We start from the raw sequence: 24,453 nt of genomic DNA, 5'->3' as shown, positions 1-24,453 counted from the left end.
ATTTGAATTTAACACAATTTATATATAAATAAGGAGGTGATTGGTAATGGCTAGAAATCGTAATTCTAATCAATTAGCATCACATGGAGCACAAGCAGCTTTAGATCAAATGAAATATGAAATTGCACAAGAGTTTGGTGTACAACTTGGCGCTGATACTTCTTCACGTGCAAACGGTTCTGTAGGCGGTGAAATTACAAAACGCCTTGTAGCGATGGCAGAACAACAACTTGGTGGCGGATATACTCGCTAATTGTAGAAGGTTATAGGAGAAAGGAAGGATTCTTCCTTTCTTTTTTTTTCAATTAATTGGTATGGATATATTGTGAACTGGATTCAAAGAATAGGAATAATACTATAATTTCCCCAATTTCTTTTGTTGTGAATGGGAAGTAGTAAAGATGTAATAGCCCTGGTGGAATGAAAAGTTACGTTCCAGCGGGGCTATTATATGGTAAGAAATATATGATGAAAGGTTTCGAAGCCAACATGTTAAAAAAAGAAAACTGTTGTTTAATTGCGCTTGCATCAGTTCCACTTGTTATGACATTAGGGAATTCAATGCTCATCCCAATTCTGCCGACTATTGAAAAGAAATTACATATTTCATCGTTTCAAGTATCCATGATTATTACAATTTACTCTATCGTAGCCATTCTACTTATACCGATTGCTGGTTATTTATCAGATAGATGGGGACGAAAGATGGTAATGGTTCCGAGTTTGCTGATTGCAGCTATAGGAGGAGCGATAACTGGTTGGGTATCTTGGAAAGTTGATAATCCCTACAATTGGATATTGATTGGTAGAGCGATTCAAGGTATTGGTGCTGCTGGTGCAATGCCAGTTGTTATACCGTGTGTTGGTGATTTATACAAAGACGAAAAACAAGTTAGTACAGGTTTAGGAATCATAGAAACATCCAATACATTTGGGAAAGTGCTGAGCCCTATTTTAGGGTCTGCTCTTGCTGCTGTTGTATGGTTCTTACCGTTTTGGGCGATTCCAGTTTTATGCGTAGTATCAATTGTTTTATTACTTGTTCTAGTAAAGGCAAAGAAACAAGAAGGAGAAGTACCACCACTTAAAGAGTTTATAAAATCTATTCTTTCTACGTTTCGAGAAAAAGGAAGATGGTTAATTGCCATTTTTGCATTAGGTGCAATTATTATGCTTATTTTATTCGGAATTCTCTTTTATTTGTCGACTATACTGGAATCAAAGTATGACATTCATGGTATATGGAAAGGGTGTGTGCTTGCTATCCCGTTACTTGTACTGTCAATTAGTTCATATATGGCCGGTAAAAAAATTGGAGATAATCAAAATGTTATGAAGAAGTGTATTTATATTGGTTTTTTAATGGCAGCTGCATCAGTCATCATTCCTTTATTTATAAAAGGGATTTATTTACTACTTCTTTGTCTCGTTATTATGGGGATAGGGATTGGTATGGCTCTCCCATGTTTAGATGCCCTCATTACACAAGGAATTGAAAAGGAGCAGAGGGGAACGGTTACGTCCTTTTATAGTTCAATGCGATTTATCGGTGTAGCAGCTGGACCACCTTTATATTCTTTTTTCATGAAAGGGGCGGACCATGAAGTGTTTTATTTGACTAGTATTTTCGCTGCCATTGGTGCTGTCATAGCAATCATTTGGATTAAACCAGCAAAGGATGCAAAGGCGGTAAAACAGAAACCGGAACCTACTTCATAATTTGTAAGAGAATTGCATGATGTTTTGAGTAACATGTAATTCTCTTTCGTTCATTAAGAATAAATAACTTGTTTTAACATATAAAGTGCGACACCCCATATGATGAGACCAGAAAATTTATTTAATAATAAAATTGTCTTTCCGGTTGAGTCTAGTCTTTTTAGAAATTTCCCCGCTAAAGCTAAGCTTATAAACCAAATCCAAGAAACGATAATAGTTGCAAGTGTGAAAGCCCATTTTTCACTTCCTATGTATTGAATAGAATTTGTTCCAATTACACCGATTGTGTCTAAAATAGCATGTGGATTTAATAACGAAACTGATGCTGCGAAAAGGATTTGCTTTTTTAAGGGCATACTTTTTTCTTGTTTTACATCGTTGGAAGGGTTACTTCTCCAAATAACAAAGCCCATGTATAGAAGAAAGAAAAATCCAATTATATATAACGAGTTAGTTAGCCAAGAAAAAGTAAGGAGTACAAGGGAGACACCTTGCACTGCAATCAATATGAGTAACGTATCACATATAGAGGCAGTTAATATTACGGGGGCTACCCTCCAAATGTTTGGTTGGCTCGCACCTTGGTTAAAGACAAAAACATTTTGTACACCTAATGGAATGATAAGTCCAAATGCAAGAATGATACCATGAATAATTGCTTCACTCATCATATTACCTCCTATTTTAATTCATTATGATAGTGTATATTGTATAGAAGAAATGAAAATTTGTATCCATCCATATGGTTGGGGAGGTTACCAACCAAAAAGAATATAAGGTGATATAATGGAAAGATTCGTTTGGAAACCGAATATGTCTCTAGCGACTCCTCTGTATAAACAAATAGAAACGTATATAAAAGAAAGGATCGTTAATGGAGAATGGACCGTTGGAACGAAATTACCTTCACAAAGAGATTTGGCACATACATTTGGTGTGAATCGAAGCACAATTGTAATGGCTTTCGATGAACTAGTTGCGAAGGGATACATTGAAGGGAATGGCAGGAAAGGAACAATTGTTGTAAATAATAATGAGAATGCTTCAACTTACGCACCCCCGCCTAATTGGCAGTCTTATGTAGAAACAGGACTTCATTATCCGAATCTCCCAGCTATTCAGGAGATTAATCAAGCTGAATTTTATCCACATGTAATTCGATTAGGAACAGGTGAGCTCGCGCCGAGTCTCTTACCTGAGAAAAAGATGAAAGAAATTATGAATAAGCTTTTAAAGTCAAATGTGACGCTTGGGTATGAAGAGCCGAAAGGAAATTTTTATTTAAGGGAAAAGATTTCCGAATACTTAAAGGGGCATGGTGTATATGTATCTCCTGACTCTATATTAATTGTTTCAGGAGCAATTCAAGCGCTGCAACTTATCTCTATGGGGCTGCTTCCAAAAGGGGCATCCATCTTATTAGAAAAACCATCCTATTTATATTCGCTTAATGTTTTTCAATCCGCAGGAATGCGTTTCATTGGAATACCAATGGATGAGAACGGTTTAAATACATCATATATTACAAAATATAAGAAGCAATTTAATGCATCTATTTTATATACAATCCCGTCTTTTCATAATCCAACGAACTTTAGTATGAATGCGAAGAAACGAATAGAAGTGATGGAAATATGTAATGAAATTGGATTACCTATTATAGAGGACGCAGTGTATCAAGACTTATGGGTTGATGCACCTTGTTCGAAACCTTTAAAAGCCTATGATAAAAATGGAATCGTACTACATATTGGAAGCATGTCCAAAGTAATTAGTCCAGGGTTAAGAATTGGATGGATTGTTGGACCTGAGCCAGTAATTCAAAGATTGTCAGACATAAAAATGCAAACAGATTATGGTTCAAGCACTATATCCCAGCAAATTGCAGCGGAGTGGTTTACAAATGGTCTATATGATGAGCATTTGCGCTTTGTAAGAAGTGAATTGAAAAAACGAAGAGATTTTATGTTACTAATGTTAGATAAATATCTTCGTGAAATAGCAACTTGGCATGAACCAACAGGGGGATTTTATATATGGGTACATATAAAAGTACCCATTTCATATCGCAGTTTATTTGATAAAGCTCTGCAAGAAAAGGTTTTATTAAACCCAGGTACTTTATATGATAGAAGTGCAAATCAATTTTTGCGCCTATCGTATTCATACGCAACGTTAGAAGAAATTGAAATAGGTATAAAAAAACTTGCACAACTAATGAAAAAGTAAGAGGAGAAAGTAATGAAACAATATGTAATTTGCCAAATGATCAATGGAGAAAAATATTTAGCTGCTTATGCGGAGACGAAGCAAGAAGCGATTGAAAAAGCAGAACTGTTAGGATTAAGAACGGGAAATCGTTACATAGTTATTACTGCAGAGGAAGCCGAAGGGTTAACGTATCCTTAAACAATGTACGAGATTATATAATAATAAATAAGCCTAGTAATATAAGAAATTACTAGGCTTATTTATTATTAAGTTGTTAAACGTTCTCGTATTTATATGCAAAGTAATAATATTATGAGTCAAGTTGACGAAAAAATCGATTTGTCTTTCGGTCTTGATTTCCTTTTCTATATTCATCAATATATTGCCTAAAGTTCCAAGCTTGTAAAAATTTATTAGCAGAGTTATAACCAGAATTGTAAAGCCATTCTTTTTCTTCCTTCGTCAGTTCAAAATTAGTACTTGTAATCGTTCCTGTTGGAATTGTAATCGTTCTTGCTTTTGATTCCTTATCTAAATGACGTAAATCATGAGCTTGCATCATTGTTTTAAATAGTCCTTTGAACATAGAAATAGGCTCGTTATAGTGAGCAGGGTCAGCTTGAATCTCATCTTTTACAAAATGAAATCCGAAAGTCGGCCAGCGAGGAGTGGTAGGTGAATCGAAGATCCAAATTGGATAATTACTTAGAATTCCTCCATCAACCATATAACAAGGCTGCTTCCATTTTGGAGTTCTCCATTTTACGGGTTCAAAGAAGAAGGGGATTGTACTACTCATTCTTACCGCTTTAGCGATAGAGAAGCGATAATTTAAAAATCCGTAGTTTGGTAAGTCGTCAGGAAAGACAACCATTTTACCATTACTAATATCAGAAGCGATGATTTTGAGTTTGTTTAGATCCGGTAAATCAGTAAATAAATGAACACCTTTTTTTCGAAGTAATTCTTCAATCCATTCTTCTATAAATACATTAGAGTATATACCTAGAGTAGTCCATGCACTTAGTCCTTTTCCGATAAAGGGGATTTTGTCAATAAAGGTTTTCTTCGTAAATTTGTTATAATCGATATCAGTTATAATGGTTTTTAGCTCTGAACAAGAATATCCTGCAGCTAAAAGTGCCGCGATAATTGCACCAGCTGATGTTCCAGCTACACGTTCCCATTCATAACCTTTTTCGGCTAATGCGCAAATCGCTCCAACATGTGCAATACCGCGTACACCGCCTCCTTCAAAAACACCATCGATCTTCATTAAACATACTTCCTTTCAAATAAAAGATTTGGAAATGGCAAAAAAGCACGTAGTGTACGTGCTTTTTTACAATGGTTTTTAAGTTTACTAGCAGCCTACAAAGCCGCCCCAACAGCTAGCTCCGATGATGATTAGAAGGATAAATAAAACGATTAATAAAGCGAAACCTCCGTAACCACAACCACCACAGCTACCGCCGTAACCGTAACCGCCGCAACTATATCCGTAACCCATGTGGAATTCCTCCTTATATTAAAAATAAAAATGAACGAGGGGAAAATGTACTGGAAGAACTAAAGAACTATCGTGTTTGTAGGAACAATGTATAGTATGCTTTTTTAAACTTGTTCGCGTACGAAGGATAAGCCCGTTTTTTGGAGGCTTGTTGATTTTGTAAAGAATGAAGTATAATCTTTGTACTATGATATAAATAAGTATGTAAATGTAAGGAGAATTTATGAATAAAAAAATTGAAGTATTAATTGATAAATATGAACTAACACACTTGAAAGATGAACTTATTAATACTGTATTTCCTTGTATAAAAGTTGTGCCAAAGCAGCAGGAAACTGTTGCGATAGGTAGTTCGAAAATGGGAGGAGTTCCTGATTTACCAGCTTTATTTGAATATCCAAAGCATAAAGGAAATCCACTACAATTTATCGCGCAATTTAACTTAAGTGATTTACAAAACGTTGGTATGGATCACAATCTTCCTAAGACGGGGATGCTGTATTTCTTTTGCATTGAAAATTATTTTGAAGAAAATGTGAAGCTAACAGAGGCTGGGCGTGTACTTTATTATGATGTTCCTGTAGAGCAATTACGAAGAGGAAATGAAGTACAAGCGAAATATAACCAGTGTACAATTACTTTTGAACTGACATACAAATTACCAGAACTTTTCATTGAAGATGAGGCTGATTCAGATCGTTTCTTGCAATTACTTGAAGAGCTAATTCCGGATAACTACGATAACCATCAAATTTTTGGTGAGCCATTCTCTGTACAAGAGGAAGTGTTATATGAGACAGGAGAATATATGGGAGTAGACCCGCAACAAATGACTCTTTTATTCCAAATTGATTCAGATCATAAAAATTGTAATATGGTTTGGGGAGAACTAGGGATGCTATATTTCTGTATTAGTAATGAAGATTTGAAAAATCAACGTTTTGAAAATACATGCTGTGTATTACAAACATGCTAATGAAAAAAGGTTGTTCTTTTAAAAAGAACAACCTTTTTATGTGAATTAGTTAATATGCATAATCTCATATGACCTATACGAAAAAGTATTGTATACTCTGAAACTATACGATACTTTTTCGTATAGTTATAGAATATAAGGAGTGACAAGATGGGAAAGACAAGTAAGTATGTGACAGCTGCCGCACTTTGTTCAACTATAGTAATGGGAGGCTTGCAAGCGTCATCTGTATCTTATGCAGCTACAAATCCGACTACAGTGACAGCACAATCAGATGTAAAGTTATTAGATGATTTCAGAAAAGAATTAAAAAAACAGATTGATAATCGAGAAGAAAATATTACAATCACATATAAAACAAAAGATAGAAATGCTAGAAATATTATGGATCAATTGTATGGTGAGTTTAATAAAATTGTAGATGCTGATGAGTATGTAAAATATAATGTAGCGTCTACTAGATATTCTATTAAAGGAATGCCAGGGGACTATACGTTTACACTGCAAGTAAAATACCGTGAATCAAAAGAACAAACTCAATATGTAAAAGCTCAGGCGAAATCAATTGTTGGATCAATTGTAAAACCAGGGATGGATGAGCATGAGAAAGTAAAAGCTATTCACGATTACGTTGTTAAGCATGTGTCTTATGATACGTCTTATCAAGCGTATACAGCATATGAAGCATTAGCGAATCGTTCTGCCGTTTGCCAAGGATATACATTATTAACGTATGAGTTGTTAAAAGAGGCAGGTATTCAAAACCATATTGTAACAGGCACAGGAAACGGACAAGCTCACGCGTGGAATTTAGTGAACATTGAAAACAAATGGTATCACCTAGATACTACATTTGATGATCCAGTACCAGATAAAGCAGGGCGTGTAACTTACTCATATTTTAACATGTCTGACGAACAGTTAAGTAAAGATCACGACTGGGATCGTAGTAAATATCCAGCAGCAACTACAAGTTATTTTGGTGAATTAACAAACAAAATAAAAGCTGGTAGCTCAAAAACGGTCGTATATGAGCAGATGTTAAAAGAAACAAATTTACAATACTTATCTGCAGAATACGGAGCAGAAAATTATAATGAATTTAAGCAAAAGTTGCAGCAACAGTTTGCAGCCAAACCAGAAAAAGTAGAAGTGCGATATAAGCAGTCCATGGATGGGACGATGCAAGATATAAAGAAAGTATTAAATGAAATAAATTGGCCAAAAGGTGCAAAGCGTGTGTCTTATCAAGTAGCGCCTTATAGTGCATTGGCTGGTTATTCATTGGCGACAATTACATTTACGTATTAAGCAATGAGAAAGAGCATCTGTAAAAGATGCTCTTTTTATATTTGTTGATCACTTTAAAATATTGGGAATTATGTGATAAAATAAAAAGGAGAGGATGTGAATGCTGAATGAACTTGTTCGAAAGTAATATTTTCACATTGATATATACTTGTTTAGTAATCGGACTTATCGTTTTGTTTTTCATATCATTTACTTTGTTTATTAGAAGAGTATTACAAAGCAGCGTTGCAAAGAAACACCACGTGATTAATATGAACCAGAAGCTAGATCGAATTATTGAATTGCTTGAAAAAGATAAGAAATAGCGATAGAAGAAGTATGAAAAGGGGAAGAGAATGGCGAATTATATAAAAGAATTACGTGAAAAAGTAGGGCATGATTATGTTTTCTTAAACTTTGCCGGTGGTTGTGTATTTAATAAAGAAGGGGAAGTATTACTGCAAAAAAGAGGAGACTTTAACGCTTGGGGCTTTCCAGGTGGCGCAATGGAGATAGGAGAATCGGCTGCGGAAACTGCAATCCGAGAAATAAAAGAAGAAACCGGGTATGATGTAGAAATAAATGAGCTTATTGGAGTGTATACAAAATATTTTCAATCATATCCAAATGGAGACAAGGCACAGTCAATTACGATGTTCTTTTCATTCTCAATAGTTGGAGGCGAAAAAAAAGTAGATGGTGATGAAACGTTGGATTTGAAGTTTTTCCCGTTAGACGACATGCCACCGTTATTTTGTAAACAGCATGAAGATTGCCTGCAAGATTTATTGGAGAAAAGAGTAGGGGTATATCGTTAACATATAAAAAAGAAGCTAAATGAGATTAGCTTCTTTTTTATGTTTTATTTATTTCCACCAATCATCAAACATTGACGCTGGTACTTGTCTTTTATGCTCACTCACTGTGTAACGTTTTTCAATTTTCTCTGCAACGTCAGCTGGAACTGCTTTACCTTCTAAATAATCATCTAATTGATCATAAGTAATACCTAACTCTGTTTCGTCAGCTTGACCTGGTTTTTCATCTAATAAATCAGCTGTTGGCATTTTTAAGTAAAGTCGCTCGTCTGCACCTAACTCTTGTAATAATGCACGTCCTTGGCGCTTCGTTAATCCCGTTAATGGTAATAAATCTGCACCACCATCTCCGAATTTTGTAAAGAACCCTGTTACAGCTTCTGCAGCGTGATCTGTTCCGATAACAAGTAGCCCTTTTTGTCCACCAATTGCATATTGAGTAACCATACGGATACGTGCTTTCACGTTACCTTTATTGAAATCTGTTAATGATTCACCCAATAAGTTTTCATATTGATTTGAAAAAGCATCAACAGTCGAAGCAATATCAAATGCAACAGATTGATCTGCTTGAATGAATTGTAATGCTAATTGTGCATCATCTTCATCTTTTTGTACTTTATAAGGAAGACGCACGGCGATAAACGTTGCATTACCACCTTCATTACGAATTTCTTCAACTGCAAGTTGTGCTAAGCGTCCTGCTAATGTAGAGTCTTGTCCGCCGCTAATACCAAGTACAAATCCTTTTGCACCTGTTTTTTTTACATAATCCTTTAAGAAATCAACTCGTTTACGAATTTCAATTTTTGGATCAATTACAGGCTGAACATGTAATGCTTTCATAATCTGTTCTTGTAATGTCATTATGTTTCCTCCTATTCATATTAAAGCGGTAAATAAGTTTATATGTATAATGGTACATACTTCTATCCTTTATTATTTCGCAAAATTAACGAATATACAATAGGATGTGTGTATGAATATGAATGTAGTCATTATAAATAAAGTACTACGTATAAGCAATTTTTTTAAACCTTTCAAAACTGTAAGGTTTTTGTCATTTGAATCGATGGAAGGTATTTCCGTACTTTACTAATATAAAAACATAGTTAGTAGAAAGAAGGGCGGAGAAGTAATATGAACATTAGAGAACTCGCATATCGGAATGTAACGCGAAATAGACGGACATACTCAGCCTATTTTTTGAGTAGTGCATTTGCTATTATGGCCTTTTTTGTGTATTCATTTTTTGCGTTTCATCCGGCATTAAGTGCAGGAGAATTGGGTCAGTACGTATTCGTAAGTATGTCTTTTGCACAGTCTATTATTTACTTATTTACATTCTTCTTTATTTTATATTCGATGGGAATGTTTTTAAAAACGAGAAAGCGTGAGCTAGGAATTTTAATGATGCTAGGTATGACGAAATATCAATTAAAGCGTCTTATCTTTTTTGAAAATATTATGATTGGAATAGGGGCAATTATTTTTGGTATTCTTTCAGGTATGTTATTTTCAGGGGTATTACTATTTGTCGCCCCGATGATATTAAAACTAGATATCTCCTTATCCTATTACATACCGATGAAAGCAATTGTTGTAACAAGTATTATGTTTTTCATATTATTTATGATCATATCATTGTTTAGTGCAGGAATGATTCGTAAAAATAAAATTATGAAGTTGTTTAGAGGGTCAGCAGAGGCAAAACCGGAACCGAAAGCATCAATCATTTCTTCAATATTAGCAGTAGTATTGCTTAGCGCTGGCTATGTAGGAGCTCTTCTATCGCATGGCGCAATGGTATTTATTATGATGATTCCTGTTACAACGGTAGTTATTATTGGGACGTATTTGTTGTACAAGCAGCTGAGTGTCTTTATTATTCGATTATGTAAAAAAAGTAAACGTTTCTATTGGACACAGACTAATATTATTACGTTATCAGATTTAGCGTATCGCATGAGAGATAACGCAAGAATGTTCTTTATTGTAACCATTATTTCTACTGTAGCATTTTCCGCAATAGGGACATTAGTCGGCTTCGCATCCATGACGAAAGGGATAATGGAGAGACCAATTGCGTTTCATTACCATTCTAAGCAAGGGAATAGTAACGAATCACAACATATACAAATGATTGACAAAGGATTAAAGAAACATAATATAGCAGCTTCAAAAACTAATATTTCGACAAAGAAAACGGAGGAACAGTCGTTAAGAAGCGCCACTTTTATAAAAGAATCAGATTATAAGGAATATGCAAAGTTAACAGGAGAACCATTTAATACTGTAGCAAATAAAGAGGTTGTATTTTTGTCAGCTGATATACCAGGGCCAGCGATGAAAGAAAGAAAAGAAATTACTTTACCCAATATGAATGAAAGTTTAAAGGTGAAAAAAGTTACTTCATCTTCATTGGGGAAAATATTAAGAGGAAATGTTTATGTAATCTCTAATAATCAATATGATTCATTACAAGATGGATTTATAGAGACAAAAGATTATATGTATAAAACTGAAAGAACGAAAGATGAGATTGAAATTGGTAAAGAGCTTACTCATCAAATTAAACCGTATCAAGAACAGTCAACGTTTAGTGCGGAAGAGTACGAACAAAACCAAAGTTTACAAATTGCAGGACCGATTTTATTTGTAGGTTTCTTTATTGGTATAGTATTTTTCGTTTGCGCAGGAAGTTTCCTTTACTTCCGTTTATTCTCCGATTTGGAGGATGATGTTCGCTTGTTCGAAATGATTCGAAAAGTTGGATTGACGAGTGGGGAATTATCGAAGGTAGTTACAATTCGATTGGCGCTTTTATTCTTCGTTCCAATTGGTGTTGCAACATTACATGGGGCAGTAGCCTTAACTGCGTTAGGGCAAATGTTTGAGTACTCATTGTTTAAAGAAAATACAGTTGTATTAAGTATTTTCATAGGTATTCAAATTGTATACTTCTTACTTATAAGATCAAGTTATGTAAAACAATTGAAAGAGAGATTACGTATGCATTAAATGTGTTTTTTTAACTCGAGTACAAAATTTTCTAAAAAGAGGCAAGTATTGCCAAAAAGTGATAAAATGGAAAAAGCGAGGTGAAAAAATTAATATAGAGTAAGGGGGGGAGAAATATGAAAGCAACAGGAGTTATTCGAAAAGTAGACGAATTAGGACGAATTGTTATCCCTAAAGAATTACGCGATGTATTGGGAATACAAATCAAATCACCGCTTGAAATTTTTGTAGAAGCAGATAAAATCATTTTACAAAAATATCAACCTTACAATGCTTGCCAAATCACAGGTGATGTTTCAGAACAGAACATATCATTAGCAAATGGAAATATTACTGTTGGGATAGAGGGAGCGGAATATTTAGTAAAAGAAATAGAAAAGTTTTTAAACAAGAGTGAGGTTTAGTCTTAATTTATATTATTTTTCAAATTACATATCATTCTTTTAAAAGACTGTAAGAGGACCATTAATTGGTTCTCTTATTTTGGTTAGTAGTTGAACGACATGGGGTGTTACTTCCTACAAATCATAGGGAAAATAAAAAAGTAGTATAGAGTTAGTAAATGATGTTGAGAAATATTTGAAAAGAAGGAAAACAAAAAGAATAAAACGAATGTTACATTTACAAGTATTCAAAAGTGGTCTGAAATGAAAATAATACATTTTCAGGAGGGATTACGATGAGTAGTACAGTGAATAAACAAAAAGGTATACAATTGATTCCGTTTACCGTAAATAAGGTGGTAGAACAAGTAAATGAAATTCCACCAGGTGTACAAATGATTCACGCTCCGCAAGTATGGGAAAAGAGTGTGAAGGGGCAAGATGTAGTCGTTGCCGTATTAGATACAGGGTGTGATACTAATCATATAGATTTAAAAGATCGTATTATCGACGGAAGAAATTTCACAAAAGATTATGAAGCTGATCCAAATGTGTATCTTGATAATAACGGACATGGTACTCATGTAGCGGGGACGATTGCCGCGACTGAAAATGGTGTCGGTGTATTAGGAGTTGCACCACTTGCTAAAATGTTAGTATTAAAAGTTTTAGCGGGAGATGGTTCTGGAAGTTATGAGCAAATTATTGAGGCAATTCATTATGCTGTAAATTGGAGAGGGCCGAATCAAGAGAAAGTGAGAATTATTTCAATGTCACTTGGTGGTCCGCAAGATGTTCCAGAATTACATGAAGCAATTCAAAATGCGGTAAAGCAGGATGTTCTCGTTGTATGTGCTGCTGGAAATAATGGAGATTGCGATGATGAAACAGAAGAATTAGATTTCCCAGGTGCTTATTCTGAGGTAATTGAAGTTGGTGCTGTGAATTTAGAGCGGAAGATTGCATGTTTTAGTAATTCAAATCAAGAAATTGATCTAGTAGCGCCAGGTGATGAAATATTATCTACGTATCCAGATGGGAAATATGCTGTGTTAAGTGGAACTTCCATGGCGACGCCGCATGTTGCTGGGGCGCTCGCCTTGCTCATTAAACAGTGTGAGAAAGAATACGGTCGAAAGTTATCAGAGCCGGAAATATATGCACAACTCATTAAAAGAACTGTACCTTTAGGGTACGAACGTACATCTGAAGGGAATGGATTAATAGATTTATTAAAAGAATAGCCATATTAAAAAACATCTCATATGAATATGAGATGTTTTTTAATATGGCTCTGTCGCATGTAATACAACTTGTAACAAACCTGGGAATCTAGCATTTAAATCTTCTTGACGAATTGAAATGAAACGTTGTGTTCCTTCAAGGCGTGTGTACATAACACCTGACTCACGTAAAACTTTGAAATGGTGAGATAAAGTTGATTTCGCAATAGGAATGTTTAAAGCACCACAAGATTGTTCATTTTTCTTTAGTAACATATTTACAATTTGTAAACGGATTTGATCGCTAAGTGCATATAAGACAGAAGAAAATTGAATTTCTTCTCGATTTGGATGATAGAGTGTACGCATATTTCACCTACTTGTATAAGTTAAGATATTTGCACTATAACATATAAAGTGATATATTTCTATTGTTCAAATATATTCGAACAATAGAAATATAGGGGGAGAAAAAATGAAGTATACAAAATTGCAAAAGGCAGGACTAAATATTTCAAAGTTGGGTTTAGGTACAAATGCAGTAGGGGGACATAATTTATATGCTGATGTGAATGAAGAAGAGGGAAAGCAATTAGTAGAAGAAGCTATTCAGCAAGGGATTACATTTTTTGATACAGCAGATTCATATGGTTTCGGTAGATCAGAGGAATTAGTAGGAGAAGTATTAAAGGGAACACGTCATGAGTTTATACTTGCTACAAAAGGTGGAATTCAACCGTTGTTAAATGGAGAAACTTATATTAACAATGAACCAAGTTATTTAAGAAATGCTGTGGAGAATAGCTTAAGAAGATTACAGACTGATTATATTGATTTATATTATTTACATTTTACAAATCCTGAAACAAGTTACATAGATTCAATCGGAGAGCTTACTCGTTTAAAAGAAGAAGGGAAAATTCGTTCAATTGGAATATCGAACGTAAACATAGAACAATTAAAAGAAGCGAACCAACATGGTCATATAGATGTTGTACAATCTCCGTACAATATGTTAGAACGTACGGCTGAGGAAGAACTGTTGCCGTATTGTATAGAAGCGGGTATTTCATTTATTCCATATGGGCCTCTTGCTTTTGGAATATTAGGTGGAAAATATACAGAAGATTTTAAATTGAACGAAGTCGATTGGCGCCAAAATGTAAATCTATTTGAAGAAAATACATATAAGAGTAATTTTAAGAAAGTGGAAAAGTTAAAAGGGCAAGCTAAAGAAAATGATATTGAAGTGTCTCATTTAGCGTTAGCATGGTTATTAAATAAAGAAGGAATTGATACAGTTATACCTGGTGGAAAGCGGGCAGAGCAAATAAGAGAAAGTGTGAAAGCGGTAGACGTTTCATTGAATGAAAGAGTCATGAAAGAAATCCAATCTATTTTAGAAGATTAGTGAAACAGAGGGATAGTACCCTCTGTTTATATAAGGAGAAGGTCTAAATGAATAGAGTACTAGCTGTATTTTTCACGATAATGTTTATGATCGGTACAGATACTTTCTTAATTTCACCACTGTTGCCGACATTACAACAGGTGTATCATGTTTCAACCGAGTTGTCAGGATGGATGGTGAGTTCGTATGCTTTAGGGTATGCTGGATTTGCGCTTATTGCTGGTCCTATATCAGATGGATTAAACAGAAAAAAAAGTGATGGTACTAGGTATGAGTTTTTTTGCAATAAGTACGTTTTTGTGTGGAATTGCACCGAGTTTTTTATGGATGCTAACATTTAGATTTTTAGCAGGTGTAAGTGCAGCTTTTGTATCTCCACAAGTGTGGGCATCCATTCCGCTCCTTATAGAGAAAAAGCAAATTGTGAAAGCAATTGGGGTTGCAACAGCAGGGTTATCAATCTCTCAAATTTTAGGGCTGCCACTGGGAGCTTATTTAGCAACGATACATTATACAATCCCATTCTATTTCATTGGTATATTATCAGCACTACTTGTTATTCTTATTTATGTTGTATTACCAGAAATACAGTCGGTTCATATAGGTGGAAATAAAAAAGTGATTTTACAGCGTTATAAACAATTACTTACAGATTCAAAGGTTTCACTTTCTTATTTTGCATACTTTGTTTTTCAAACCGGAAATTTTGCTGCATTTTCATTTTTTGGTGTATGGCTTTCCATTCAATTTGGCTTACAAGTTCATGAAGTAGGTACAGCTATGCTCGTAGTAGGATTAGGAAATTTAACTGGTAATATTTTTGGTCCTAGAATCGTAAATAAAATTGGTTATAACCTTTCTTTCTACGGTGGAATTATATTTACAGCAGTGCTATATGTATTACTTCCACATGTAAAGAACATTGTATTGGTGGAGTTATTGTTCTTTGCTTTGTTTTTTGTGACAGGAATTTTGTTTGTATTAATGATGAGGCACTTACAAAACATGTCTAGTGTAGCAAGAGGAACAGGTGCTGCCCTTGCTAACGCCTCGATGTACATTGGCCAAATGATTGGTGCGGTAATAGCAGGAATGTTATTTGCAACATCTCACAATTTTATACTAGTAGGTAGCTTTACAGCGTTATTATATGTTGTAGCTTTATTTCTGTTTAGAAAAGGTGAAAACATTAGTAAAGATAATGAAAAAGGAATTGCATCATAAAGTTTTAGTAAATCAAAAAACAATTTTTTAGGATAAGTTAAAAAGGTGCTTTTTGATTGCATAGTTGCTGTATTTTTAATAATTCGTCGTTGAGCTGTATGATTGAAAAGGATTTGTAATAAAATTATGGGAAAATAAAAAAACCCTATATAGATAGGGGTTTATATATCGGCATATAGCTCCTCGGAAAAGGATATACTTAGTTTAACATATAGGAGTACTTATAATTGTGAAATAGATGTGAAAGTAATGTGAAAAATGTTGTAATAAAAAGCACTGTTTTAGCTAATGTAGCTAAAACAGTGCTTTTCTCTTTGATTGAACAGTTGCAGCATTTTCATCATGTATACCTGCATCTTTAATAATTCGTTGTTTTGCTTTATTTAATAGATGGTTTACTGCTTCACCAAAATAGTTAGCTTCGCTTTTTGTGCGGGCTTCTCGTAAACATTTATAGTTTTCTAGCAGTTCCTCTTTTTCGGAGTTTGTTAAGAAATCTTCTATTTTCTTTTTTGTCATACGAAACACCCTTTCTCCTGACAAACGACGCAATAGAAAATATTTATTTCTCATTATAACAATAATTTTAAAAGAAAGTATACACTAACGTCGCAATAATTTGTCAATTTCTTGAATCTTCTCATCAGCTTTCCCAATTTGCGTATTTTTAGCCTGTTCGCCACCAAGAGCTTGATGTAGTAAGAAAGTTTGACCGGAAATAGCAGTTACAATGGATACTTTTATAATTTCTTTTATTGCGGTGACATCGAATAAAACGAGTCCAAGAAGTGCAGCTAGGCTACCGGTAAAAACATCAGTTAAAAATCCAAAGTGAAAAAAAGTTTTCAAACGGCGTGGAAGCAATAACTTACCTTGGTTATTGATTAGATGGGAAACGAAGCCAGTAATGCCACCAACGAGAACAGCGGTTAGCCATTGATACATTTCCATCGAATCCACTCCTTTTAGTGAATAAGATTCGATTATTTTATATTGATTCCTTTTAATATTTCATATAAGCATATTGAGAAAGTTTGTTTGGGTATATTTTGTATTCAATTTAATTATAACAGAAAATTTCGATAGATTTCAGTCTATTATATGAATCATTTTTACAATAATATGAATGCAGAAAGGGGTGCGTCATATGAATATAGATTATCGAATAAGAAGTGTAGATGGTTATACAAAAAAAATAGGGGAATTAGTAAGCATGCTTGAGCATACGAGAGCTGTAACATTAGGCGAAGTAAAAAATTTATCAGTTGAGCAATTAGATTTAATTATGCAGAGCAGCGGAAATTCAATTGGCGCCTTATTAAAGCATATAGCAGCTATTGAAAAAGTTCATCAGCTTATTTCATTTCAAGATCGTGACTTTACAAAAGAAGAATTAGAAATATGGGAAGATGCATTGTATTTAGGGGAAGCAGGTAGAGCCATCTGTGGTCATGAAATACAGTATTATGTACAACTTCTACAAAGTGTTCGAGAAGAATCTCTGAAGTATTTAAGTGAACAAGGTAATGAGTGGCTCATGTCAGAAAGAAAGTGGCCTAACGGTGTAGTATATAACCAGCACTATCTTTGGTTTCATGTGCTAGAAGATGAAATTAGTCACCGAGGACAAATTAGAATGCTCAAAAATGAGTTATTTGAAAATTACGTTAAATGATGTAGCTTTTTATAGGAGAATTCCATATAATGAGAGTAATTAAAATAAGAACGGGGTGATGTATTATGGCGAAAATAACTTATATGAATAATAAACCAAATACAAAGGTGGATGGAAAGGGCGAAACGATATAAGTGAGCGCACTATCCTTCCACTTAGCTTAAACTAGGGAGGATATCAATTTGAATCAAAATATTTTAGAATCGTATGGCTGGGATTCTTTTTTTGGGGAACAAGCTGTAGAGAACTTTGAAGTAGGGCGTATTTTACTTGAGCATAAGCATATATATCGAATTATTTGTAATGATGGTGAATATATGGCAGAACTGTCTGGAAAGTTTCGGCATGAAGCAGTAACGAAGGGAGATTATCCAGCTGTTGGTGATTGGGTGTATATAAAGAAAATAGAGAATGAAAAGAAAGCTATCATTCATCGTATTTTTCCGAGAAGAAGCTCTTTTTCTAGACAAGAAGCTGGTACTCGAACGGAAGAACAAGTAATAGCAGCAAATGTAGATTATTTATTTTTAGTGAATGCACTTAATCATGATTTTAATGTTAGAAGGATGGAACGTTATTTATTATTAGCGTATGAAAGTGGCGCTATGCCAGTTATTGTTTTAACAAAGAGTAGTATATGTAATGATGTAGAACAGAAAATTGTAGAAACGGAAGCTATAGCAATTGGTGTTCCTATTTTCGTTGTTGATAGTTTAGAGCATACAGGTATTGATTCGTTGAAACAATTCGTTTCTTCAGGGAAAACAATTGCTTTAGTTGGGTCATCAGGGGTAGGAAAGTCAACTTTGTTAAATGCGCTAATAGGAATTGAGGTAGCAAAAACGGGAGATATACGTGAAGAGGATAGTAGGGGGAGGCATACGACAACGCATCGAGAGTTATTTCAATTGCCAAGTGGCGCTCTCGTAATTGATACGCCCGGCATGAGAGAATTGCAACTTTGGGAAGGAAGCGAAGCGATTCAAACAACATTCTCTGATATTGAAAAACTTGCGACAACATGCCGTTTTCGTGATTGTAAGCATGAGAATGAACCAGGATGCGCGGTGCATAGTGCAATTGATAACGGACTTATTACGATAGATCGTTTGAAAAGCTATAAAAAATTACAAAGAGAACTGGCGTATTTTATGAGAAAACAAGATGTAATCCTTGCCAGAGCAGAGCGTGATAAGTGGAAAAAGCTTTCTAAACAACATAAAAAAATGTAAAAACCAAAGGGTGCCCTTTTGGTTTTTTCTATTTGTAAATTTTATAATAATATTATTCATATATATAGACAAAGGGAACTTAATTGTTTAAACTTTACAAAGTATTCATCATAATAGGTTATGAAAATAATAATTAGGGATTGGGAAATATTCATAATTAACTCAATTTAACTTTTAAATTTGAAAATTAGGAGGTTCATAATGGGGAAACTATTAAATTTGTTTCGTGATATGAAAGTAGCAAAAAAGCTATTAATTTCATTCTTTGTAATTTTAATTACGGCTGTGTCTATTATCGGAGGCATGTCTTATCAAACAGCCAAAAAGAATTTTGAATCGCAAATTAAGAGTAGTGCCAACGACAATATAAAAATACTGGATAATTTAATCAATCAAATGATTGATGCAAAATTTAATGATGTGAATAATTTTGCACGGGTGATTCAGGGGAATATGTATCAAGGAGATAATCAGGATGAATTAAGAAAAATGTTATCTCAATATATAAATTTAAATAAAGATGTTGAACAAGTATATGTTGCCGGAAATGATAAAAAATTTGTACAAGAACCAAATATACAAATGGCAGCAGACTATGATCCAACAGAGCGTTCTTGGTATAAAGATGCGGTTGCAAAACAAGGTGGTATTGTTGTTACTGAGCCATATAAGGCAAAAGGAAATGGACATATTGTCGTAACAATCGCAAAACAAACAGAAGATAAAAATGGGGTTGTTGCGCTAGATTTAAGTTTAGATAATTTATTAAAAACATCAAAGTTAATTAATATTGGTAAAAAAGGATATGCCTTCATTTTAGATGGAAAGCAAAAAATAATTGCTCATCCACAAGAAAAATCAGGGGAAAAAGCGGCTGATTCTTGGGCAAAGAAAATTTATGAAGATAATCACGGTGCTTTTTCATATTCTTATGGCGGTAGTGAAAAGAATATGGTATTTGCTACAAATGTAAAAACAGGTTGGAAAATTGGTGGGACTATGTACTCAAGTGAAGTAATTGAAGCTGCTCAACCTGTATTTTATAATATGTTAATTGTTATGCTTATCTCATTAGTAATAGGTGGAGCACTTATTTATTTTGTAACACTTTCAATTACGAAGCCTTTAAAGAGATTAGTTGTTACCTCTAAAGAAATAAGTGAAGGGGATTTAACGCAAACAATTGAAATTCATTCTAATGATGAAATCGGCCAACTTGCTAAAGGATTTAATGAGATGACGAATTCGTTACGGACGTTAATCGGAAGAATTAACGATTCAGCTGGGCATGTTGCAGCGGCATCAGAAGAGCTAACTGCAAGTGTAAGGCAAGCAAGTGAAGCGACTGAGCAAATCACAATCGCAATGGATGAAATATCAAGTGGGGCAACGACGCAAACAACAAGCGTAGAAAATGGCGCTATGTTACTGTTTAATGTAACGGAAGGAATTCAGCATGTAGCAAATAGTTCATCATCTATTAATACGGCTTCTGCACATACTCGTGAAAAAGCAGAAGATGGTGGGAAACTAGTAGGAAGAACAGTAAACCAGATGCAGTCTATTGCAGAATCTGTGTCACAATCAGATGCAGTTATACAATTACTAAATAATAAATCAAAACAAATTGGTGATATTTTAGAAGTAATTCAAAATATTGCAGATCAAACAAACCTTCTAGCTTTAAATGCGGCGATTGAAGCCGCAAGAGCCGGTGAGCATGGAAGAGGTTTCGCAATTGTTGCAGATGAAGTACGTAAATTGGCAGAGCAGTCTAGCGTATCTTCTAGTGAAATTAGTAAATTAATATGTGAAATACAAGATGATATGGGTAAGACAGTCAAATCTATGAATCATGTAAATGAGGAAGTTCAATCTGGACTTGTTATCGCAAATGAAACGAAGCAAAACTTTGCTGAAATTTTACAATCTACAAATGAAATAGCTAATCAAATTAAGACGATGGTTGAAACGGCTAATGGAATGTCAAAAGGGGCAAATGAAGTATCTATTTCGGTAGGACAAATTGCAATGACAGCGCAAAATAATGCGACAAGCACACAAAACGTTGCGGCTTCAGCTGAAGAACAGCTAGCTTCGATGGAGGAAATTGGATCCGCAGCGGGCACGTTATCTCAAATGGCTGAAGAGTTACAAGGACTAATTGACAGATTTAAAGTTTAATAGAGAACAGACTATCCCCTAGTAGCATTATGCCACTAGAGGGTAGTCTGTTTTATTGTGTAAAATCAAATAGGGATGTAGACTTCCTTTATGACGTTTAAAATGGCATTTTGCATAATGTTTGTCGAAAAATAGAGGTATTTGTTAGCTTTGTGTATAATTATTAACGTATAGAATACAAATAAAAGGAGAGTATTATGGGAGTGTATTGGGGGACAAAAAGACATTCTTGGCTTAGTTACGTCTCATTTTGGCTAAGTATTTCATTTTTTATTGTTTTTCTAATTGAAGTGTTTATATTAAAAACACTTTCGAATAGCTCGGTACAAATTGTTAAATATTTTTATTTTATACTTGTACCAGTAAATATTTTTCTTAGTTTAAAGTTACTATTTAAGAAGAATGAAAAGAAAGCGTTACCTATTTTTAGTTTCATTGTCTCATTATTATTTGCAATTTTAATAATCGTATTAGTTTTAGCAGCTATAGGGAAGTTCTTTTAAGGGGAGTGGTATAAGTCACTCTCCTTTTTTATTTGTGGTAGTCTTACTATATGTAAAAATGTGAATGTTGTGAGCTAATAAAAGCGGAGAGTAGACAATATTTGTATGGATTAAAGTCTTACGTTATTTGAACTTGTAAGAGTGTATGGAGTAATGAGGTAATATACATAATAATGGAGATAGAATTAGTTATTTTATAAGTATGTATAAAGCAAATGAATACGGTAAGAACGGTGATATATGGTACAATAGCTATGGATAGTGATAGAGATAAAGGGTATATAAAATACTCATCGTTTTTTAGTAAGAGAGGGGTTATCTTATGCTATACGAGGATTTGGAGACATTATTTCAAACAGCTCCGAAAGAAGATAGAGGCGGATGGAAATATATAATCCAAGAACAAAATAATACATTTAAAATTGTTGATGAAATACTGAAAAATCAAATGAGTGTCGAATTGTATTTTAATGAATACGATGAGGTGAAAATCACTTTATATAAAGATGGAATTCCCATTACGACTATGCAAAGAATTGCGATTTCAAAAGTTGAATTAGACGAAGATGAAGAAGGTATCCAATTTGTTTTAGAGCGCATGCCTAGTCGAATGATTCGGTTGCAGTTAAAGCCATATTTAGCATTAGAAATGGGGCCGTACTGGGAAGTATGTGATGATTGTGAATGAGCATAAAAAAGCATCCAATAACATGGATGCTTTTTTATGTTTTTTGAAGTTGTTTAAACGCAATGATTGGAAGTATAACAATACTTACCCATCCGATGATAGGATATAGAATGTGAAGTAAGTCACTGTAACCGATGTAACTAAAGCAATAACTAATTAGTAAAATGAAGAAAATAATATTGTGATTTTTCCACCCAGTAATAGATTGCATCTGTTTTGTCATACCGAACACATTACCAACTAAAGTTGTGAAAACTTCACCGAAAATAATGAGAACGAAGAAGAAGTGAAAAGTTGCATTAAATCTTCTTATGACTTCAGCCATTGGGATGTTATATTGATAAAATTGATCGACTGATAAGATTGCTAAATGGCTGCATAATAAAATTAAAGAAAGTCCAGCACCACCTAAAATCCCACCCCAAAAAATGGCTTTTCGATCCTTTACTTCACTGGCTAATGGGACGAGAACACTTTGGGCGAGAGAAAGATTTAAGGCGACATATGTAATAGGGCTAGTAATCCATTTCATATTCCAACTCTCTGCAGGAATAGTGTTATTAATGGAAGGTGTGCTGTGAAGAAAGGTTGTAATAGCAAGTCCGATAATAAAAATCATCATAATAGGTACGACAAGTGTATTTACTTCAAAAACACCTTGTAATCCGCGGCTACTTATAATGAGACAAGCGATAACTGTAATGAGAATACCGAGTTGTCTTGGTAAGCGAAGTTGCTCTTCAAATACTGCACCAGCTCCTGATAACATAACGCTCGTTACGCCGAATAAAACGAGTAATAATAATGTGTTTACAACATTCCCAAATACATCCCCAAATAAATATTTGTTAAATTCTTGCGCTGAAAATGCCCCAATTTGTGATGAAAGTAACATCATCTTTGTGCCGAGCCAAATAAAAAAAAATCCACTTACACATATGCCAATGGTCCCGTATAATCCATTCACTGTGAAAAATTCAACAATTTCTCGTCCAGTAGCAAATCCAGCTCCAACGACAGTTCCGATATAAGTAGCAGCTACTTTCTTTGCTACTTGCCATTGTTGATTGTCCATGTTATCCCTCTTTCTACTATGATGAGCTTGATGTACTATTATGCATATGTATGAGCTTGGACAATTAGACGTATGAAGTGTTTGAAAAAATACATGAATTAAATGATATTAGGGAAGTATTAAAGGTGTTAAAACTTTGTTACATATAAGCCGATTGTTCGAAAGGAAAGGGAATGTATGGTAAAATGTAATTAGGTTATTAAAAGATAAACATTACAAAATGATAAGAGGAGTGGATTGTATGGGTACGAAAACAAATGTTGTTGAAGTATTAAACAAGCAGGTAGCAAACTGGAATGTGTTATATGTGAAACTACATAATTATCATTGGTATGTGACAGGGCCACACTTCTTTACATTACATGAGAAATTTGAAGAGTTTTATAATGAAGCTGGAACGTATATTGATGAGTTAGCAGAACGTATTTTAGCTTTAGAAGGTAAACCATTAGCGACAATGAAAGAATATCTCGCAACATCTAGTGTCAGCGAAGGGACAAGCAAAGAATCTGCAGAAGAAATGGTGCAAACATTAGTGAATGATTATTCTGCACTTATTCAAGAATTAAAAGAAGGTATGGAAGTTGCGGGCGAAGCTGGCGATGAAACATCAGCTGACATGCTGTTAGCAATTCATACAACATTAGAACAACATGTATGGATGCTAAGTGCATTCTTAAAATAACGATAAAAAATATAAAGAAACCCATTGAAAAATTATTTCAATGGGTTTTTTTATGATTTTTCAGTTTTCTTTTATGCTATAATATAGTAAAAAGGAGGCGATGCGATGTTTCGCTTTTTCAGAACTGGAAAAGAAGAGCGGGAAATTACGAAAGATGAATTAGAACAAGCGATGGCTCAGTTTTTAGAAACGAATGCTAATATCGTTTATACAGTATTAGTAAATGAAGATTATACAGTAAATTATGATTTGTTAAAACCGTATTTACCTGCATTTCCAACAAATGATTTTCTCATAACGAAGGAAACGCTTGAGGTATTTGAACATACAGCAGAAAATTTAAACCTAGTGAAAGAAATTGATGTCGTACAAAAGGCAGTAGATCAATACGTAACAGAAAAAGAAATGTTCCCAATTGTTGAAGGTAGCGAAGATCGCCTCATATGCGGAATGAAACTAGGACCTTACTTAAATCGTAGCTTAAAAAGAGACTTATATATTTCAGAAAAACATTATTTAGTTTCAAGTAAACCAGATAGAAAAAAACAAAAGAGCGGGTAAACGTAATGAAAACAACAATACATATATTGTTGTCTTTTTTTGTTTGTTAAAATATTGACTTTTC

The 24,453-nt window shown here is 34.1% G+C and carries 27 protein-coding genes and 1 pseudogene; 20 read left to right on the top strand and 8 right to left on the bottom strand.

Going from position 1 to position 24,453, the window contains the following annotated elements:
• Positions 1–46: 46 nt before the first annotated feature.
• Entirely contained in the window at positions 47–253 is a 207-nt protein-coding gene (locus ACS2FK_RS15180; RefSeq protein ID WP_000113545.1) for an alpha/beta-type small acid-soluble spore protein, read from the top strand.
• 236 nt (positions 254–489) lie between these two features.
• Positions 490–1,719: an MFS transporter gene (locus ACS2FK_RS15175; RefSeq protein ID WP_063549286.1), complete on the top strand. Its 1,230-nt coding sequence runs from the start codon at positions 490–492 to the stop codon at positions 1,717–1,719.
• 53 nt (positions 1,720–1,772) lie between these two features.
• Here the strand turns inward: ACS2FK_RS15175 and ACS2FK_RS15170 are convergent, their stop codons facing one another.
• Positions 1,773–2,387 carry a LysE/ArgO family amino acid transporter gene (locus ACS2FK_RS15170; protein WP_001287319.1) on the bottom strand — a complete coding sequence of 205 codons (615 nt, stop codon included), beginning with the start codon at positions 2,385–2,387 and terminating at the stop codon, positions 1,773–1,775.
• A 118-nt stretch (positions 2,388–2,505) separates the two neighbouring features.
• On the opposite strand from ACS2FK_RS15170, the gene ACS2FK_RS15165 reads away from it, so the two are divergent.
• The gene (locus tag ACS2FK_RS15165; RefSeq protein WP_063547093.1) at positions 2,506–3,948 is read left to right on the top strand and encodes a PLP-dependent aminotransferase family protein; all 1,443 of its coding nucleotides are present in this window, start codon (positions 2,506–2,508) and stop codon (positions 3,946–3,948) included.
• 12 nt (positions 3,949–3,960) lie between these two features.
• Positions 3,961–4,128 (top strand): DUF3933 family protein, encoded by a 168-nt coding sequence (locus ACS2FK_RS15160; RefSeq protein WP_000816389.1) that lies wholly within the window; start codon positions 3,961–3,963, stop codon positions 4,126–4,128.
• A gap of 112 nt (positions 4,129–4,240) precedes the next feature.
• Here ACS2FK_RS15160 and ACS2FK_RS15155 read toward each other — a convergent pair whose 3' ends face one another.
• Both ACS2FK_RS15155 and ACS2FK_RS15150 read right to left on the bottom strand, forming a co-directional pair.
• The gene (locus ACS2FK_RS15155; RefSeq protein ID WP_000686790.1) at positions 4,241–5,206 is read right to left on the bottom strand and encodes a patatin-like phospholipase family protein; all 966 of its coding nucleotides are present in this window, start codon (positions 5,204–5,206) and stop codon (positions 4,241–4,243) included.
• 87 nt (positions 5,207–5,293) lie between these two features.
• On the bottom strand, positions 5,294–5,440 hold the full coding sequence (locus tag ACS2FK_RS15150; protein WP_000540425.1) for a YjcZ family sporulation protein: 147 nt from the start codon (positions 5,438–5,440) through the stop codon (positions 5,294–5,296).
• 223 nt (positions 5,441–5,663) lie between these two features.
• Between ACS2FK_RS15150 and ACS2FK_RS15145 the strand changes: the two genes are divergently transcribed.
• The 4 genes from ACS2FK_RS15145 to ACS2FK_RS15130 all read left to right on the top strand — a co-directional run bounded on the left by ACS2FK_RS15145 (position 5,664) and on the right by ACS2FK_RS15130 (position 8,524).
• Complete coding sequence (locus ACS2FK_RS15145) at positions 5,664–6,416, top strand: YwqG family protein (protein ID WP_001034827.1); 753 nt, start codon at positions 5,664–5,666, stop codon at positions 6,414–6,416.
• 150 nt (positions 6,417–6,566) lie between these two features.
• Positions 6,567–7,727, top strand: coding sequence for a transglutaminase domain-containing protein (locus ACS2FK_RS15140; RefSeq protein WP_000520862.1), 1,161 nt, complete (start codon positions 6,567–6,569; stop codon positions 7,725–7,727).
• A 107-nt stretch (positions 7,728–7,834) separates the two neighbouring features.
• The gene (locus ACS2FK_RS15135; protein WP_001048104.1) at positions 7,835–8,032 is read left to right on the top strand and encodes a DUF4083 domain-containing protein; all 198 of its coding nucleotides are present in this window, start codon (positions 7,835–7,837) and stop codon (positions 8,030–8,032) included.
• 30 nt (positions 8,033–8,062) lie between these two features.
• Complete coding sequence (locus ACS2FK_RS15130; RefSeq protein ID WP_023521733.1) at positions 8,063–8,524, top strand: NUDIX hydrolase; 462 nt, start codon at positions 8,063–8,065, stop codon at positions 8,522–8,524.
• A gap of 48 nt (positions 8,525–8,572) precedes the next feature.
• On the opposite strand, the gene nadE is transcribed toward ACS2FK_RS15130, so the two are convergent.
• Entirely contained in the window at positions 8,573–9,391 is an 819-nt protein-coding gene (nadE, locus tag ACS2FK_RS15125; protein WP_000174891.1) for an ammonia-dependent NAD(+) synthetase, read from the bottom strand.
• A gap of 273 nt (positions 9,392–9,664) precedes the next feature.
• Between nadE and ACS2FK_RS15120 the strand changes: the two genes are divergently transcribed.
• The 3 genes from ACS2FK_RS15120 to ACS2FK_RS15110 all read left to right on the top strand — a co-directional run bounded on the left by ACS2FK_RS15120 (position 9,665) and on the right by ACS2FK_RS15110 (position 13,172).
• Positions 9,665–11,545: an FtsX-like permease family protein gene (locus ACS2FK_RS15120; RefSeq protein WP_063547094.1), complete on the top strand. Its 1,881-nt coding sequence runs from the start codon at positions 9,665–9,667 to the stop codon at positions 11,543–11,545.
• A 116-nt stretch (positions 11,546–11,661) separates the two neighbouring features.
• Positions 11,662–11,949, top strand: a complete 288-nt coding sequence (locus ACS2FK_RS15115) for an AbrB/MazE/SpoVT family DNA-binding domain-containing protein (protein ID WP_000648324.1) — start codon at positions 11,662–11,664, stop codon at positions 11,947–11,949.
• 275 nt (positions 11,950–12,224) lie between these two features.
• On the top strand, positions 12,225–13,172 hold the full coding sequence (locus ACS2FK_RS15110) for a serine protease (RefSeq protein ID WP_063547095.1): 948 nt from the start codon (positions 12,225–12,227) through the stop codon (positions 13,170–13,172).
• Between the two features lie 39 nt (positions 13,173–13,211).
• On the opposite strand, the gene ACS2FK_RS15105 is transcribed toward ACS2FK_RS15110, so the two are convergent.
• Positions 13,212–13,520, bottom strand: a complete 309-nt coding sequence (locus ACS2FK_RS15105) for an ArsR/SmtB family transcription factor (protein WP_001259912.1) — start codon at positions 13,518–13,520, stop codon at positions 13,212–13,214.
• Between the two features lie 106 nt (positions 13,521–13,626).
• Between ACS2FK_RS15105 and ACS2FK_RS15100 the strand changes: the two genes are divergently transcribed.
• The gene (locus ACS2FK_RS15100; protein WP_063547096.1) at positions 13,627–14,562 is read left to right on the top strand and encodes an aldo/keto reductase; all 936 of its coding nucleotides are present in this window, start codon (positions 13,627–13,629) and stop codon (positions 14,560–14,562) included.
• Positions 14,563–14,609: 47 nt separating this feature from the next.
• A pseudogene (locus ACS2FK_RS15095) lies at positions 14,610–15,786 on the top strand (MFS transporter).
• Between the two features lie 294 nt (positions 15,787–16,080).
• On the opposite strand, the gene ACS2FK_RS15090 reads toward ACS2FK_RS15095, so the two are convergent.
• Both ACS2FK_RS15090 and ACS2FK_RS15085 read right to left on the bottom strand, forming a co-directional pair.
• Positions 16,081–16,305, bottom strand: coding sequence for a hypothetical protein (locus tag ACS2FK_RS15090; protein ID WP_000162602.1), 225 nt, complete (start codon positions 16,303–16,305; stop codon positions 16,081–16,083).
• Between the two features lie 84 nt (positions 16,306–16,389).
• Positions 16,390–16,737, bottom strand: coding sequence for a DUF4257 domain-containing protein (locus ACS2FK_RS15085; RefSeq protein WP_000426321.1), 348 nt, complete (start codon positions 16,735–16,737; stop codon positions 16,390–16,392).
• Between the two features lie 196 nt (positions 16,738–16,933).
• Here ACS2FK_RS15085 and ACS2FK_RS15080 point away from each other — a divergent pair, with 196 nt between their 5' ends.
• From ACS2FK_RS15080 to ACS2FK_RS15060, 5 genes are all read left to right on the top strand, one after another.
• Positions 16,934–17,461 carry a DinB family protein gene (locus ACS2FK_RS15080; RefSeq protein ID WP_001018101.1) on the top strand — a complete coding sequence of 176 codons (528 nt, stop codon included), beginning with the start codon at positions 16,934–16,936 and terminating at the stop codon, positions 17,459–17,461.
• Between the two features lie 182 nt (positions 17,462–17,643).
• Complete coding sequence (gene rsgA / locus ACS2FK_RS15075) at positions 17,644–18,693, top strand: ribosome small subunit-dependent GTPase A (RefSeq protein ID WP_001073090.1); 1,050 nt, start codon at positions 17,644–17,646, stop codon at positions 18,691–18,693.
• Between the two features lie 201 nt (positions 18,694–18,894).
• Positions 18,895–20,877 carry a HAMP domain-containing methyl-accepting chemotaxis protein gene (locus ACS2FK_RS15070; RefSeq protein ID WP_063547097.1) on the top strand — a complete coding sequence of 661 codons (1,983 nt, stop codon included), beginning with the start codon at positions 18,895–18,897 and terminating at the stop codon, positions 20,875–20,877.
• Between the two features lie 197 nt (positions 20,878–21,074).
• The gene (locus ACS2FK_RS15065; protein WP_000539571.1) at positions 21,075–21,380 is read left to right on the top strand and encodes a hypothetical protein; all 306 of its coding nucleotides are present in this window, start codon (positions 21,075–21,077) and stop codon (positions 21,378–21,380) included.
• Between the two features lie 322 nt (positions 21,381–21,702).
• The gene (locus ACS2FK_RS15060) at positions 21,703–22,068 is read left to right on the top strand and encodes a DUF3979 family protein (protein ID WP_000965068.1); all 366 of its coding nucleotides are present in this window, start codon (positions 21,703–21,705) and stop codon (positions 22,066–22,068) included.
• Positions 22,069–22,102: 34 nt separating this feature from the next.
• Here the strand turns inward: ACS2FK_RS15060 and ACS2FK_RS15055 are convergent, their stop codons facing one another.
• The gene (locus ACS2FK_RS15055; protein ID WP_063547098.1) at positions 22,103–23,143 is read right to left on the bottom strand and encodes a YkvI family membrane protein; all 1,041 of its coding nucleotides are present in this window, start codon (positions 23,141–23,143) and stop codon (positions 22,103–22,105) included.
• Between the two features lie 241 nt (positions 23,144–23,384).
• Here ACS2FK_RS15055 and ACS2FK_RS15050 point away from each other — a divergent pair, with 241 nt between their 5' ends.
• Both ACS2FK_RS15050 and ACS2FK_RS15045 read left to right on the top strand, forming a co-directional pair.
• Positions 23,385–23,828: a Dps family protein gene (locus ACS2FK_RS15050; protein WP_000536897.1), complete on the top strand. Its 444-nt coding sequence runs from the start codon at positions 23,385–23,387 to the stop codon at positions 23,826–23,828.
• A 105-nt stretch (positions 23,829–23,933) separates the two neighbouring features.
• Positions 23,934–24,389: a DUF3939 domain-containing protein gene (locus ACS2FK_RS15045; RefSeq protein WP_000488209.1), complete on the top strand. Its 456-nt coding sequence runs from the start codon at positions 23,934–23,936 to the stop codon at positions 24,387–24,389.
• Positions 24,390–24,453: the final 64 nt, after the last annotated feature.

The organism is Bacillus cereus group sp. BceL220 (assembly GCF_051776965.1).
Taxonomy (GTDB): Bacteria; Bacillota; Bacilli; order Bacillales; family Bacillaceae_G; genus Bacillus_A; species Bacillus_A cereus.
Note: the sequence above shows the minus strand (reverse complement) of the source record. Positions and strands in the feature narration are given on the sequence as shown.

Coding starts and splice junctions, on each gene's coding strand:
- ACS2FK_RS15100 (WP_063547096.1), top strand. CDS start 13,627: ATGAAGTATACAAAATTGCAAAAGGCAGGACTAAATATTTCAAAGTTG.
- ACS2FK_RS15175 (WP_063549286.1), top strand. CDS start 490: ATGTTAAAAAAAGAAAACTGTTGTTTAATTGCGCTTGCATCAGTTCCA.
- ACS2FK_RS15145 (WP_001034827.1), top strand. CDS start 5,664: ATGAATAAAAAAATTGAAGTATTAATTGATAAATATGAACTAACACAC.
- ACS2FK_RS15160 (WP_000816389.1), top strand. CDS start 3,961: ATGAAACAATATGTAATTTGCCAAATGATCAATGGAGAAAAATATTTA.
- ACS2FK_RS15135 (WP_001048104.1), top strand. CDS start 7,835: ATGAACTTGTTCGAAAGTAATATTTTCACATTGATATATACTTGTTTA.
- ACS2FK_RS15050 (WP_000536897.1), top strand. CDS start 23,385: ATGGGTACGAAAACAAATGTTGTTGAAGTATTAAACAAGCAGGTAGCA.
- nadE (WP_000174891.1), bottom strand. CDS start 9,391: ATGACATTACAAGAACAGATTATGAAAGCATTACATGTTCAGCCTGTA.
- ACS2FK_RS15120 (WP_063547094.1), top strand. CDS start 9,665: ATGAACATTAGAGAACTCGCATATCGGAATGTAACGCGAAATAGACGG.
- ACS2FK_RS15085 (WP_000426321.1), bottom strand. CDS start 16,737: ATGGAAATGTATCAATGGCTAACCGCTGTTCTCGTTGGTGGCATTACT.
- ACS2FK_RS15140 (WP_000520862.1), top strand. CDS start 6,567: ATGGGAAAGACAAGTAAGTATGTGACAGCTGCCGCACTTTGTTCAACT.
- ACS2FK_RS15180 (WP_000113545.1), top strand. CDS start 47: ATGGCTAGAAATCGTAATTCTAATCAATTAGCATCACATGGAGCACAA.
- ACS2FK_RS15155 (WP_000686790.1), bottom strand. CDS start 5,206: ATGAAGATCGATGGTGTTTTTGAAGGAGGCGGTGTACGCGGTATTGCA.
- ACS2FK_RS15130 (WP_023521733.1), top strand. CDS start 8,063: ATGGCGAATTATATAAAAGAATTACGTGAAAAAGTAGGGCATGATTAT.
- ACS2FK_RS15115 (WP_000648324.1), top strand. CDS start 11,662: ATGAAAGCAACAGGAGTTATTCGAAAAGTAGACGAATTAGGACGAATT.
- ACS2FK_RS15150 (WP_000540425.1), bottom strand. CDS start 5,440: ATGGGTTACGGATATAGTTGCGGCGGTTACGGTTACGGCGGTAGCTGT.
- ACS2FK_RS15165 (WP_063547093.1), top strand. CDS start 2,506: ATGGAAAGATTCGTTTGGAAACCGAATATGTCTCTAGCGACTCCTCTG.
- ACS2FK_RS15080 (WP_001018101.1), top strand. CDS start 16,934: ATGAATATAGATTATCGAATAAGAAGTGTAGATGGTTATACAAAAAAA.
- ACS2FK_RS15105 (WP_001259912.1), bottom strand. CDS start 13,520: ATGCGTACACTCTATCATCCAAATCGAGAAGAAATTCAATTTTCTTCT.
- ACS2FK_RS15065 (WP_000539571.1), top strand. CDS start 21,075: ATGGGAGTGTATTGGGGGACAAAAAGACATTCTTGGCTTAGTTACGTC.
- ACS2FK_RS15070 (WP_063547097.1), top strand. CDS start 18,895: ATGGGGAAACTATTAAATTTGTTTCGTGATATGAAAGTAGCAAAAAAG.
- ACS2FK_RS15090 (WP_000162602.1), bottom strand. CDS start 16,305: ATGACAAAAAAGAAAATAGAAGATTTCTTAACAAACTCCGAAAAAGAG.
- ACS2FK_RS15170 (WP_001287319.1), bottom strand. CDS start 2,387: ATGAGTGAAGCAATTATTCATGGTATCATTCTTGCATTTGGACTTATC.
- ACS2FK_RS15060 (WP_000965068.1), top strand. CDS start 21,703: ATGCTATACGAGGATTTGGAGACATTATTTCAAACAGCTCCGAAAGAA.
- ACS2FK_RS15045 (WP_000488209.1), top strand. CDS start 23,934: ATGTTTCGCTTTTTCAGAACTGGAAAAGAAGAGCGGGAAATTACGAAA.
- ACS2FK_RS15055 (WP_063547098.1), bottom strand. CDS start 23,143: ATGGACAATCAACAATGGCAAGTAGCAAAGAAAGTAGCTGCTACTTAT.
- ACS2FK_RS15110 (WP_063547095.1), top strand. CDS start 12,225: ATGAGTAGTACAGTGAATAAACAAAAAGGTATACAATTGATTCCGTTT.